The sequence below is a fragment of the Gillisia sp. Hel_I_86 genome, from assembly GCF_007827275.1.
Classification (GTDB): Bacteria; Bacteroidota; Bacteroidia; order Flavobacteriales; family Flavobacteriaceae; genus Gillisia.
The window spans coordinates 3,663,408-3,676,831 of sequence record NZ_VISE01000001.1 but is presented as its reverse complement, the minus strand read 5'-3'; the positions used below and the strand labels follow the sequence as shown (position 1 = coordinate 3,676,831).

The window sequence follows — 13,424 nt, the reverse complement described above, 5'->3', positions numbered from 1 at the left end:
TCATAAAATACTTCAATGAAAAATTATAAACTAAACAATAAAAATCTTTCGAACATTTCTGAAAGAATTTCTATACCACAATACGATAGGTCTAAACTTAAAACAGGGATTGTACATGTTGGTATTGGTGGTTTTCATAGAGCACATGAAGCCTTTTATACAGACCAGCTGTTACATGATCCATCGGTTACAGATTGGGGAATTTGTGGGGTGGCACTGTTGGATTTTGATACTAAAATATATAATATCTTAAAAGAACAAGACGGTTTATATACCTTAATTGTTAAAGAATTAGATGGTTCACACACCAAACGAGTAATTGGTTCTATAGTAGAGTGTTTGTTTGCTCCAGAAGATCCAATAAAAGTGATTGAAAAAATGGCAAGTCCAGAGGTTAAAATTATAACATTAACGATCACAGAAGGTGGCTATAACTATAATGAAGCCACAAAACAATTCGATTTTGGCAACCCATTAATTCAGCATGATTTAAAGAATCCCCAGTCCCCAAAAACCATATTTGGATATTTAACCCAAGCTTTAAAACTTAGAAAAGAAAGGGGTTTAAAAGGTTGTACCATCCAATCCTGCGACAATATTCAAGGAAATGGACATATGACTAAAAAAATGCTTCTTAGCTATGTTCAAACTGCAGAACCTGATCTTGTACAATGGATAGAATCTAACGTGACTTTTCCAAATGCCATGGTAGATAGAATTACCCCTGTAACTACTCCAAGCGATATTTCCAATTTAAAAGAAACCTCTGGAATAGAGGATGCCTGGCCAGTAGTTTGCGAGCCTTTTAAACAGTGGGTTATTGAAGATGATTTTATTGAAGGTAGACCAGCTTGGGAAACTGTAGGAGTACAATTTGTAGAGAATGTAGCCCCTTACGAAAAGATGAAACTCAGCTTGCTAAATGCCGGACATTCTGTATTGGGAATTCTTGGAGCATTATTAGGATATTCTACGATAGACGAAGCAGTAAATAATCGAAATATCAGAGCTTTTTTAAATAATTATATGGATGTGGAAGTCACTTCAACTCTAGGGGATTTAGAAGGCATCAATCTTAAGGATTATAAGCAGACGTTATTAGAGCGCTTCGGAAATATAAATATTAAAGATCAAATTGATCGTATTTGTTCGGAAACTTCAGCAAAATTTCCAATTTTTATTTTACCAACTATTCATTCCCAATTAAAAAATAATGGATCCATACAATTAGCTGCATTTGTAACAGCAGCTTGGGCCATTTATAGTTTAGGAACCAACGAAAATGGAGAAGCTTTAAACATTAAAGATGCTTTAAAATCACAGTTAACCGAAAAAGCAAAAGAAGCAATACATAATCCTATTGCCTTTTTGGAAATAGATACTGTTTTTGGAGCAATAAAACATAATAAACAATTTTCTGAAGCATTTGTAAACGCTTATAAAAGCATAACAAATAACAACATAGAAACAAATTTAATAACTATAAATAATACATTCAAAAAAACATACTGATGAAACGAGCATGTTAAAAGCATTATCGCCCAACGAGATGATTAATAGCGAACAGCATGTGACCATTAAATAATAATAAATATAAACACATGAAATTAGGAATTCACGCATACGCTTGGTGCTCAGAATGGAGCAACGACACACTAGATTTAATTGATAGAGTTAAAAGCTTAGGCTTGGATTTTATTGAATTACCATTAATGACTTTAGAATCTTTTGATACCAAAGCGGTTTCTAAAAGATTGCAAGAAGTTGGAATTGAGGCTTGCACTTCAACAGTATTGTTAAACGATACAGATATTACTAGCGACGATCCAGAAATTAGACGTAAAGGAGTTGAATATTTAAAAAATTGTGTGAAAGCAACTAGTGAAATAGGAGCTACAAACTTTTCTGGTGTTATTTACTCAAAACACGTAAAAAGTTTGAATCATAGACCAACTGAAAAAGATTGGAACTATAGCTCAGAAGCCCTAAGAGAAGTTGGTGAATATGCTGCTACACTTAATATAAATGTAGGTATTGAGCCTGTAAATAGATATGAAACCTATCTAATTAATACAGGAGCACAAGCACTTAAATTGAAAGAAATGATAGGTTTGGATAACATTAAAGTGCACCTGGATACGTACCATATGAATATTGAAGAAAAAGATTTTTACACAGCAACTGTAAATGCAGGCGACGATTTAATGCACTTCCACCTTTGTGAAAATGATAGAGGAATTCCTGGCACAGGAACTGTAGATTGGGATGGTGTTTTTAAAGGTTTAAGTGAAATTAATTATAAAGGCTACGCAGCTTTAGAAAGTTTTGTAGATGCTACAGATAATATGAACACTTGGGTTTGGAGACAATTAGCTCCAGATGGAGATACGCTTGTTAGAGAAGGAATTACCTTTATTAAAGGTAAAATGAAAGCATACGGTTTAGGGAAATAACACCATATTTAATATTTAAAAAGATGTACTTAGAAAGATATAATTTAAAAGGAAAAAATGCAGCAATAACAGGTGGAGGACAATCTATTGGTTATGCTTGCGCAGAAGCTTTGGCAGAAGCCGGAGCTGCTATTTATATATTAGATTTTAATGTAAAAGTAGGAGAAGAAGCTGTTAATAAACTTAAAGAAAAAGGATACGAAGCACATTTTGTTGAAATAAACGTAACCGATTTTGATCGAGTAGAAGCCATAGCAAAAGAGTTAAACGAAAAAGCGAATATCGATATTTTAGTGTGTTCTGCAGGAATTGATAGATCTGGAACTGCTGCCGAAGATGTAAGTGAAGAACTTTTTAAAAGTGTAATGGATGTTAACGTAAATGGCCTTTTTGCTTGTAACAAATCGTTTGCAAAATACATGATAGAACGTGGTGAAGGCAATATTGTTAACATAGGTTCTATGTCTGGTTTTATTGTTAATAAACCACAATTTCAAAGCTATTATAATGCTTCCAAAGCTGCTGTGCATCATCTAACAAAATCGCTGGCAGCAGAATGGGCTAAAAAAGGTATTCGTGTTAACGCTTTAGCGCCAACGTATATTGAAACACCCATGACGCAGTACATAAAAGACGATAAAGAAATGTATGATCAATGGATGGACGGAACACCAATGGGAAGAATGGGATTTCCAGAAGAGGTTGCTAGTGCTTCCTTATTTTTAGCGAGTCCTGCTTCAAGTCTTATGACTGGTTCTGTAGTATTGATTGATGGTGGATTTACGTGTTATTAAATAGTAATTATTATGAAAAATATAGTTTGTTATGGGGAAGTACTATGGGATGTTTTTCCCACACAAAAAAAAATAGGGGGAGCACCCTTAAACGTTGCTTTACGTTTACAATCTTTAGGAAATAACGTATCTATTATTAGTAGGATAGGGAATGATAAAAAAGGGAAAAAGATTGAAACCTACATTATAGATCAAGGAATAAATACTACTAATTTACAGGTTGACGGGAAATTAAAAACAGGAAAGGTTCAAGTAATGCTAAATCAGAAAGGATCGGCTTCCTATGATATTAAATTCCCTCGAGCCTGGGATAATATTCAGATCAACGAGAGCACTAAAAATACAACTCAAAATGCAGATGCTTTTATTTTCGGAAGTTTAGTCGCCAGGGACCAAACATCACGACATACTTTATATGAGCTATTAAAATTAGCTAAATATAAAATTTTTGATGTAAACTTGAGAGAGCCCTATTATACTTCAGAAGTTTTAAATCATTTAATGAAAGAAGCAGATTTTATTAAATTTAACGATGATGAAATCTTTGAAATAGGTAAAACCTTAAATTCTAAAACCAATTCTTTAGAGGAGAATATTAAGTTTATAGCAGAACATACAAATACCAAAACTATTTGTGTAACAAAAGGCCGTCATGGTGCTATTTTATATTATAACGATACTTATTATTATAATAGCGGCTACCAAATTGAAGTCGTAGATACCGTAGGTGCTGGGGATTCTTTTTTAGCAACATTAATCAGTAAATTACTTAAAGGAGATAATCCACAAGAAGCAATCAATTATGCCTGTGCCATTGGTGCTTTAGTTGCTGGTAGCGAAGGTGCAAATCCAAAAATCAATAAAGAAGACATTAATAAATTTATTCATCCTAATTAAAATGGTTTATTGCTTATATATAACTGGATAGCCGTAATTATTGATAAAACACTTTTTATGCGAGCATCTGGTAAATAAGCCGATTAGTGATAAAAGCCGATAATCCAGCTATAAAGCTAAAACCAGGTTTAGCGGCAACTATTTCCATTTACATACTAGAATTAAATGATATTTTAACTGCTGAAGCTCAAGTTATCAACTTTAGATCAGGAACGGAAACTCTGGCAAACTATAACACACAGCATAATTTATCAGAAAACAAAAAGAATGCGATCACATTCTATAAAATGGCCTTAGTAGGATTTTCTTCAAAGGCCATTCATATTTCTATTTTGTTTTACCAGCATTATTAAAACCTTATTCCGAAAATTCTTTAGAATTATTTTTTTTATATATCCGTAAAGTGTCATAAAATGATAAATAGCATCATTCTAAACGTGTTTCAGAATCTCATAATACAAAGATCAGTACCGTACATGAGACCCTGAAATAAATTACCATTGACGTATTTTTATTTATGAATCCAAGACCCTGAAACCAGTTCAGGGTGACGATGCGGAATTGTCGTCATGCTGAACTTGTTTCAGCATCCCATCAGCTTATATAAAAAACACGTCAATTTCCTACGCTAGATAATTTTTATCATAGGTCTCAGGCTGACAAAACAACTATAGGGCAAAAACGGATATCCAATTATTTTTTTTTATTTAGTTTTGGGCGGACTAACGTGAATAATTTTTATATAAAAAATATACTTATCTAATGGAATACAAAAAAAATAGTATTACCCTAACGGGAGCCGTTGCTCTTGGCACAGGAGTTATGATTGGGGCAGGAATCTTTGCATTGTTAGGCCAGGTGGCAGATTTGTCCGGAACATGGTTTCCGTATATTTTTATTATTGGGGCCATTATATCTGGGTTTAGCGCTTACACTTATATTAAAGTTTCCAATGCTTATCCTTCATCAGGCGGGATTGCCATGATTTTAATGAAAGCCTATGGTAAAACAACTATAACTGCAGCAGCCTCCGTTCTTATGGCTTTATCCATGATAATAAATGAGAGTTTGGTGGCAAGAACCTTTGGCTCCTATACCATGCAATTATTTGATGTAAAAAAAGATTCTATCTGGGTACCAATATTGGGAGTCTCTTTATTAATAGTTGCATTTACCATAAATGTATTAGGGAACAAAGTTATAGGTAGCACTTCTAAGATCATGGCAATTATAAAAATAGCGGGGATTTGCATCTTCGCCATAGGAGGAATCTGGGTTGCGGATATTTCTATGAACGATATCCTCCCTTCTACAACTAGCACCAATAATTATCCGGTAGTTAGCTATGTTGGCGCTATCGCTTTATCCATATTGGCATACAAAGGCTTTACAACTATTACAAATAGCGGTGGCGAAATCACAAACCCACACAAAAATGTGGGTAGATCCATCATTATCTCTTTATTGATTTGTACTGTAGTTTATTTTTTGGTAGCCCTTGCAGTAAGGCTCAATCTTTCTATTTCAGAAATTGTAAAAGCAAAAGATTATTCTTTAGCCGAGGCAGCAAAACCTGCATTTGGGGATTATGGCCTTTATTTCACGGTAGGGATAGCTATAGTAGCAACCATATCTGGAGTCATTGCGAGCATCTTTGCCGTTTCTCGAATGACAAGTATGCTAACCGAAATGAAACTGATACCTCATAGCCATTTTGGAATGACGGGAAGCATCCAAAAACATATGTTAATATATATTGCTGTTATCGCAATAACATTAACTATTTTCTTCGACTTATCACGGATTGCTTCAATTGGGGCAATTTTCTATTTGGTCATGGACATGATCATCCATTGGGGGGTTTATAATAAACTTAGAAAAGACATAAAAGCTCATGGAGCAATTCTGTTAACGGCATTATCGCTGGATCTGGTGGTGCTAATCGCCTTTTTATGGATAAAGGCCACAACCGATGTCTTTGTAATCATTGTATCGGTTATAGGAATACTCCTTGTTTTTGTTGGTGAAAAATGGTTTTTACATTGGAAAGAAAATGAATTGGAAACAGAGGAAGCTAAGTAAGGTTTTTTCTTGATAGGTTTTAAACTCACCAAAACTGGTCTGGCAATGATAAAACTGTGCTAAGGGACTTTTTTTGTTTTTGATGAAAACAGGAAAATATGGGCACATTGGGAAGCCATCCTGCAGCTCTTTAAAACTTCTGCTAATAACAATACCATGTACCATTACTTGGTGGCAACCAGATTTATAAAATCCTTCCAGTCATTTCCATAGTCTTCTAAAAATTATAATATATCCGTAAAGTATCATAAAATGATAAATAATTTCATTCTGTCCCGAAAGCTTTCGGGACAGGGTGACAAAACAACTATAGGTCAAAAAACGGATTTAAAAGTTATCTCTAAAAGCAGTTTCCAAGACAAAGCAGACATTCTTTTGCGTCAGCTGTTAGTCGTTATGGAAAAACTTAAAAACTTCTTAAATAATTGCCTCTAGTTGGTATAATGTTTAATTTTAATTCCACACCATATAAATCGCTTTCCAAATTGGAATTACAAAAATATTATACCAACTAAAATTAAAAAAATGGCAAAGAAAACCAAACAATCTTCATCCAACACCAAAAAAATTGAGGACTTAAAAAAAGATCATTGGGAAATGGAAAATACCACCATGACCACCAATCAAGGTCTTAAGGTAAATGACACCAACAACTCATTAAAAGCTGGGGAAAGGGGTTCAACCTTGCTCGAAGATTTTCTGCTTCGAGAAAAAATCACTCGTTTTGATCATGAACGAATTCCAGAACGAATTGTGCACGCTCGTGGAAGTGGGGCGCATGGCTATTTTGAGTTGTCCAAAGACATGTCTAAATATACCAAGGCAGGTATTTTTACTGATACTAACAGAAAAACACCCGTATTCGTGCGTTTTTCTACCGTTGCAGGTTCTAAGGGCTCTCCAGATTTGGCACGTGATGTTCGGGGTTTTGCGGTTAAATTTTATACCGAGGAAGGCACGTGGGACTTAGTGGGTAATAATATGCCTATCTTCTTTATTCAAGATGCCATGAAATTTCCAGATCTGATCCATTCGGTAAAACCCGAACCTAATAAAGAAATCCCGCAGGCAGCGTCTGCCCATGATACTTTTTACGATTTTGTTTCCCTTAGCACCGAAACCTTACATAACCATATTTGGCTGATGAGTGATCGTGCCATTCCTCGTAGTTTAAGGATGATGGAAGGCTTTGGGATACATACATTTAGATTGATCAACAAGAAAGGCGAGTCCCATTTTGTGAAATTTCATTGGAAACCTGTTTTGGGAGTGCATTCCGTTACCTGGGAAGAAGCCGTGAAGATCAATGGCGCCGATGCCGATTTCCATCGTCGTGATTTATGGGATGCTATTGAAGCGGGACAATATCCAGAATGGGAATTGGGAATGCAGATAGTTCCTGAAGCAGATGAGCACAAATATGATTTCGATTTGTTGGATCCAACGAAACTGATTCCTGAAGAAATGGTTCCTGTAACTATCGTTGGAAAAATGACATTAAACAGAAACCCTGAAAATTTCTTTGCTGAAACCGAGCAGGTAGCCTTTTTACCGGGCCATATAGTGCCGGGAATAGACTTTACCAACGACCCACTCTTGCAAGGTCGTTTGTTCTCCTATAGAGACACACAACTTTCTCGATTGGGATCTCCTAATTTTCATCAAATCCCTATCAATCGCCCGGTGGTGCCTATCCACAACAACCAGCGGGATGGACACATGCAAACCAGTATCCCGAAGGGACAAACGGCTTATTTCCCAAACTCGTTAACCGGAGGCTGTCCGCATTTGGCAAAAATGTCTGAAGGAGCTTTTCATTCGTATGAGGAGCGTATCGATGCTAAAAAAATCCGTACCCGCAGTGAAAGCTTTAGCGACCACTTCTCACAACCTGCGCTCTTTTACCGCAGTTTAGCGCCATGGGAACAGGAACACGTAGTAGGGGCCTATACATTTGAGTTAGGGAAATGCGAGCAAGATCATATTAAAGAGCGGATGTTGTGGCTTATTGCTCAAATAGATAAAGACCTTGCCAAAAAAGTAGCGGAAGGTTTAGGGATGAAAATTCCTAAAAGTATCGAGAAACCAATTAATCAGGCTATTGGTGCCGATGCCGACCCTAAAAAGCACGAACCGGGACCTAAGAAAAATTATCTGGATGCTTCGCCAGCTTTAAGTCAATCGAAAACAAAATTCGATAGCATTGCTACCCGGCAAGTTGCTGTTTTAGTGGCAGATGGTTTTGATGCCAAAAGCTTTAAAGCGATGAAAACCATGCTAGAGAAAGAAGGAGCCATGGCAAAAGTGGTTGCGCCGCATGGGGGCACCGTAAAGGATTCCGACAAGAAAGAACACAAGGTAGATGCTGCGATCATGACCACGGAAAGTGTGCTTTTTGATGCCCTCTATATTCCAGGCGGAAAAGCTTCGGTAGATGCGCTGTTGAAACAATCTAAATTCGTTAAATTCACAAATGAAACTTTTAAATATTGCAAGGCGATTGCCGCGGATGGAGAAGGGGAGCGCTTGTTAAAAGCTTCTTTTGTAAAAGACCATATGAAGGACAAGGCCATTCATGTAAATGACAAACCGGAAGCCTTCAAGAAAAGTATGGCGAAACACCGAAATTGGGAACGAAGAAGTATTACAGATGCTATCCCGGTGTAAATCATAAATTTTTCGAAATTTAAAAACCATCCGAGGGGATGGTTTTTTCTTTTATTTCTATTTTGGTGAACCCGGGCAATAGGTAAATATTGGGGTTCCATACAGCAGATTTCTAAAGTTTGGCTAATAGATTTCTTTGGCAGCGGTTTTAACCTTCTTTTTTGCATAAAACACAAGTCCTCATTACAATACCTTGTATGCCCGCATCGAGATAGCTTAATGAGTCACAATTCAAAACCTTGGATCCACAACCTAGAACTTACAAGCTCAAATATCGTTCCTGCTACTTCATTTCCAACAGTTACATTCATATTTGACATACCCTCTTTCATGATGAGTACAACATAGGTAAACATCAATATATTTTAGCGTTTATGGATCTTGGATTGATACAAATAATATCAAATATTCCAATTACTTTATTGCCCAAACATCCATAAAGCCTATAAGACATTCTCCATTATATCTTGAACACATTCAGGGTTTAAGAGTGTGCTTGTATCCCCCAAATTACCAGTATCCTTACTTGCTATTTTTCTAAGAATACGGCGCATGATTTTTCCAGAGCGCGTCTTTGGTAATCCATTGGTAAATTGAATTTTGTCCAGCTTGGCGATTGGCCCTATTTGTTCGGTTATAATTTGATTGATTTCCTTTCTTAAATTATCGTGAATTCTACTTTCACCGGTTTCCTTTAAGGTTACATAACCGTACAACGCATTTCCTTTTACATCGTGAGGGAAGCCTACTATCGCACTTTCTGCAACTGCTGGATGTTCATTAATTGCATCTTCTATAGGTGCAGTCCCCAAGTTATGTCCCGAAACAATAATTACATCATCCACACGTCCTGTTATTCTATAATAACCTACTTCATCCCTAAGTGCTCCATCTCCAGTGAAATACATGTTTTCAATAGCTGAAAAGTAGGTGTCTTTATAGCGTTGATGATTTCCCCAAATGGTCCTCGCAATACTAGGCCAAGGGAATTTTATACACAAGCGACCATCCACTTGATTTCCCATTATTTCTTTTCCATTCTCATCCATGAGTGCTGGTTGAACACCGATAAACGGAAGTGTTGCGTATGTTGGTTTTGTTGGCGTACAAAAAGGAATGGGGGTTATCATTACACCTCCAGTTTCAGTTTGCCACCAAGTATCAATAATAGGGGATTTTTTTTTGCCAATATTGTCATCATACCAATGCCAAGCTTCTTCGTTAATAGGCTCACCAACGGTTCCCAAAACCTTTAGGGAGGACAAATCATACTTTTCAACGTGTTCTACACCTTCCTTGGCCAGTGCTCTAATAGCCGTTGGCGCTGTGTAAAATTGAGTGATTTTATGTTTTTGTACAATCTCCCAAAAACGACCATGATCTGGGTAGCTAGGTATTCCTTCAAACATAACAGTTGTTGCTCCATTTGCTAATGGCCCATAAACGATGTAACTATGTCCTGTTATCCAACCAATGTCTGCTGTGCACCAATAAATATCATCTTCTTTATACTGAAAAACATTCTTAAAAGTATAGGCGCTGTAAACCATATACCCAGCGATAGTATGTACCATTCCTTTTGGCATTCCAGTAGAACCCGAAGTATATAATATAAATAAAGGATCTTCAGCATCCATAACCGTTGCGACAAGTTGGTCCGAAGCGTCGTCTAATAAAGGTTGAAGCCATTCATCTCGCCCCTCCTTCATATCGATGTTAGTGTTAATGCGCTTTGCCACCAAAACAGTATCTACGCAGTTGCAATCTTCCAAGGCTTCATCTACAATCCCTTTTAAATCAATGGCCTTAATACCGCGATAGGATCCATCTGATGTGATCACCATCTTACAATCAGAATCATTAATTCTAGTAGCTAATGCTATAGATGAAAATCCTGCAAACACGACAGAATGTATAGCCCCAATACGGGCACATGCCAATACCGAAACAGCCAATTCTGGAATCATGGGTAGATAAATACAAACTCTGTCCCCTTTTTTAATTCCTTTGGTTTTCAAGACATTTGCAAACTTATTTACACGATGGTATAAGTCTTTATAGGTAATATGTTGCACAGTTTCCTTTGGGCCATTGGGTTCAAATAAAATAGCTGTTTTATCTCCTCTTGTAGCTAAATGCCTATCGATGCAATTCTCGGTAATATTCAATTTTGCGCCTTCAAACCATTTTACTTCCGGTTTCTTAAAATCCCAACTTAGAACCTTGTCCCATTTTTTGCGCCATAGAAAATGTTCTTCGGCTATTTCTTCCCAGAAGGATTCAGGATAGCGGACAGATTTCCTGTATACTTGATAATATTCTTCTAAATGTTTTATATGGTAATTGCTCATTACTAATATTTTTTTATTTATGAATTCCGATATTTTGGGCTCGATATATTGATTTTATTTCTTCTATAATGGATACATCGTCAATAGTAGACGGCGTATTATATTGATATTCATCGGCGATATTGCGCAATAATTTTCGCAGGATTTTTCCAGAGCGTGTTTTTGGCAATCGTTTAACGACCAGTACATCTCTAAAGGATGCAACCGCCCCTATCTCTTTACGAACTTCTTGAATGATTTCATTTTGAATAATGGCACCTTTCGAGACTTCACCTGATTTTAAAACTATAAGTCCTAAAGGCTTTTGCCCCTTTAAATCACAATGGATGCCAAAAACCGCACATTCTGCAACAGATGTATGCGAGGATACAATCTCTTCCATTTCGGCTGTAGATAACCTATGTCCAGCCACATTAATGATATCATCTACACGTCCAGTGATAAACACATAGCCATCTTCATCCTTATAACCGCCATCTCCTGAAAAATAATATCCCGGAAAGTGGTCCAAATAACCTAATTTAAAACGCTTGGGATTTCCCCATAGATTACTTAAGGTTCCTGGTGGTAATGGTAATTTTGCCGTAACGTATCCTTCAACTCCCGCTTCAACTTCTTTTCCTTCTTCATTTAATATTTGAATGTCGTACCCACAAACAGGAAAACTTGCAGAGCCAGGTTTTATAGGTTGTAATTGCACACCAACCATATTGGCCAGCATTGGCCAACCACTTTCCGTTTGCCACCAATGATCGATTACCGGTACTTTTAATTTTTCTTGTGTCCAAGTTAAAGTCGCTACATCGCATCGTTCTCCTGCCAAAAACTGGTATTTTAAACAGGACATATCAAATTGCTTGAGAAACTTTCCATTTGGATCTTCCTTTTTAATAGCTCTAATAGCAGTGGGTGCCGTAAACATCACTTTTACATTATGCTCACTAATCACACGCCAAAAGGTAGAAGCATCTGGTGTTTTTATAGGTTTGCCTTCAAATAAAATAGTAGTATTCCTATTCAACAACGGGCCATATACTATATAGCTATGACCCACAACCCACCCCACATCACTTGCCGCCCAAAACGTATCTCCTTCCTCTAAACCATAGATGTATTTCATGGAAAATTTTAAAGCGGTTGCATAGCCGCCCGTATCTCTAACAATTCCTTTTGGGGTTCCCGTAGTTCCAGAGGTGTACAAAATATAAGAAGGGTGTGGCGATGTTACTGGAACCGCTTCAATGGAACCGGATGCCTCCACTAAAGTGGCATAATCTACATCATACTCCTTCTTCGGAATTTCTACACCTTGGTTTCTGTCAAAAACAATAACGTGCTCTGGTTTGTGTTTCGCTTTCGCAAAAGCCTCATCTACAAAAGGTTTATAAGGAATAACGCGTTCTATTTCTATTCCATTTGAAGCCGTGATAATTGCCTTGGGTTTGCAATCGTCTATACGGATCGCCAGTTCGTGAGGGGCAAATCCACCGAATACCACAGAGTGAATAACGCCAATTCTGGCGCACGCCAACATTGCATATACCGCCTGTGGGATCATGGGCATATAGATAATGGCTGTATCTCCTTTTTTGAGCCCCAAACTTTGTAACCCCCCAGCAAGTTTAGAAACTTCTTTGTGCAGCTCATAAAAGGTAATATGCTTTTTTGTGTTTGTTACTGGAGAGTCATAAATAATGGCATTTTGAGACCCAAATCCATCTTTGATATGTTTGTCCATACACAAATAACTCAAGTTGAGTTCGCCGTCTTCAAACCATTGATCATAGTCATACTTGTCCTTGGACAAGATGGTACCGGGCATTTTGTGCCATGCTAATTCGCTAGCTTGTGCCTGCCAAAAACGTTCTGGATAGTCAATACTTTCCCTATAAAAAGCTGAATAATTCATTATCCTGAACTTTTAAGATTAAATAGACCGAACCAATTGGGATTAAGTACCTTTAGTTTTATAAGGGACCAAGGCATTGCAATAAGACATAAACCAATTACAAGAGATTGTAATGCGGTTACGCCTGCTTCGTTTTCAAACTTTATTCTATAAAATAAAGTGAGTACAACATAGATAACAATAAGAATATCTGATGTACGCGGTTTTATTTGATAATTCACGTCTTAAAATTTTAATTAAACATCGTTTGTTTGCACACAAAACCAATATT

The 13,424-nt window shown here is 36.8% G+C and carries 9 protein-coding genes; 7 read left to right on the top strand and 2 right to left on the bottom strand.

Annotation, left to right across the window (positions count from 1 at the left end; translation table 11 throughout):
* Positions 1–15 precede the first annotated feature (15 nt).
* The 7 genes from JM83_RS16515 (at position 16) to JM83_RS16485 (ending at position 8,893) form a co-directional block, all read left to right on the top strand.
* Complete coding sequence (locus tag JM83_RS16515; protein ID WP_144963208.1) at positions 16–1,512, top strand: mannitol dehydrogenase family protein; 1,497 nt, start codon at positions 16–18, stop codon at positions 1,510–1,512.
* An 89-nt stretch (positions 1,513–1,601) separates the two neighbouring features.
* Positions 1,602–2,453 (top strand): sugar phosphate isomerase/epimerase family protein, encoded by an 852-nt coding sequence (locus JM83_RS16510; protein WP_144963207.1) that lies wholly within the window; start codon positions 1,602–1,604, stop codon positions 2,451–2,453.
* A gap of 23 nt (positions 2,454–2,476) precedes the next feature.
* Positions 2,477–3,247, top strand: a complete 771-nt coding sequence (locus JM83_RS16505; RefSeq protein ID WP_144963206.1) for an SDR family NAD(P)-dependent oxidoreductase — start codon at positions 2,477–2,479, stop codon at positions 3,245–3,247.
* Positions 3,248–3,259: 12 nt separating this feature from the next.
* Positions 3,260–4,144: a carbohydrate kinase family protein gene (locus JM83_RS16500; protein ID WP_144963205.1), complete on the top strand. Its 885-nt coding sequence runs from the start codon at positions 3,260–3,262 to the stop codon at positions 4,142–4,144.
* Positions 4,145–4,230: 86 nt separating this feature from the next.
* Positions 4,231–4,497 carry a hypothetical protein gene (locus JM83_RS16495; protein WP_144963204.1) on the top strand — a complete coding sequence of 89 codons (267 nt, stop codon included), beginning with the start codon at positions 4,231–4,233 and terminating at the stop codon, positions 4,495–4,497.
* A 409-nt stretch (positions 4,498–4,906) separates the two neighbouring features.
* Positions 4,907–6,226: an APC family permease gene (locus JM83_RS16490; RefSeq protein WP_144963203.1), complete on the top strand. Its 1,320-nt coding sequence runs from the start codon at positions 4,907–4,909 to the stop codon at positions 6,224–6,226.
* A 525-nt stretch (positions 6,227–6,751) separates the two neighbouring features.
* Positions 6,752–8,893, top strand: a complete 2,142-nt coding sequence (locus JM83_RS16485; protein WP_144963202.1) for a catalase — start codon at positions 6,752–6,754, stop codon at positions 8,891–8,893.
* 443 nt (positions 8,894–9,336) lie between these two features.
* Here JM83_RS16485 and acs read toward each other — a convergent pair whose 3' ends face one another.
* On the bottom strand, positions 9,337–11,244 hold the full coding sequence (acs, locus tag JM83_RS16480; RefSeq protein ID WP_144963201.1) for an acetate--CoA ligase: 1,908 nt from the start codon (positions 11,242–11,244) through the stop codon (positions 9,337–9,339).
* A gap of 13 nt (positions 11,245–11,257) precedes the next feature.
* Positions 11,258–13,153: an acetate--CoA ligase gene (locus JM83_RS16475; protein ID WP_144963200.1), complete on the bottom strand. Its 1,896-nt coding sequence runs from the start codon at positions 13,151–13,153 to the stop codon at positions 11,258–11,260.
* Positions 13,154–13,424: the final 271 nt, after the last annotated feature.

What these genes read in the sequence shown, in the direction of transcription:
- JM83_RS16510 (WP_144963207.1), top strand. Translation starts at nt 1,602, where the DNA reads ATGAAATTAGGAATTCACGCATACGCTTGGTGCTCAGAATGGAGCAAC.
- JM83_RS16515 (WP_144963208.1), top strand. Translation starts at nt 16, where the DNA reads ATGAAAAATTATAAACTAAACAATAAAAATCTTTCGAACATTTCTGAA.
- acs (WP_144963201.1), bottom strand. Translation starts at nt 11,244, where the DNA reads ATGAGCAATTACCATATAAAACATTTAGAAGAATATTATCAAGTATAC.
- JM83_RS16485 (WP_144963202.1), top strand. Translation starts at nt 6,752, where the DNA reads ATGGCAAAGAAAACCAAACAATCTTCATCCAACACCAAAAAAATTGAG.
- JM83_RS16475 (WP_144963200.1), bottom strand. Translation starts at nt 13,153, where the DNA reads ATGAATTATTCAGCTTTTTATAGGGAAAGTATTGACTATCCAGAACGT.
- JM83_RS16490 (WP_144963203.1), top strand. Translation starts at nt 4,907, where the DNA reads ATGGAATACAAAAAAAATAGTATTACCCTAACGGGAGCCGTTGCTCTT.
- JM83_RS16505 (WP_144963206.1), top strand. Translation starts at nt 2,477, where the DNA reads ATGTACTTAGAAAGATATAATTTAAAAGGAAAAAATGCAGCAATAACA.
- JM83_RS16500 (WP_144963205.1), top strand. Translation starts at nt 3,260, where the DNA reads ATGAAAAATATAGTTTGTTATGGGGAAGTACTATGGGATGTTTTTCCC.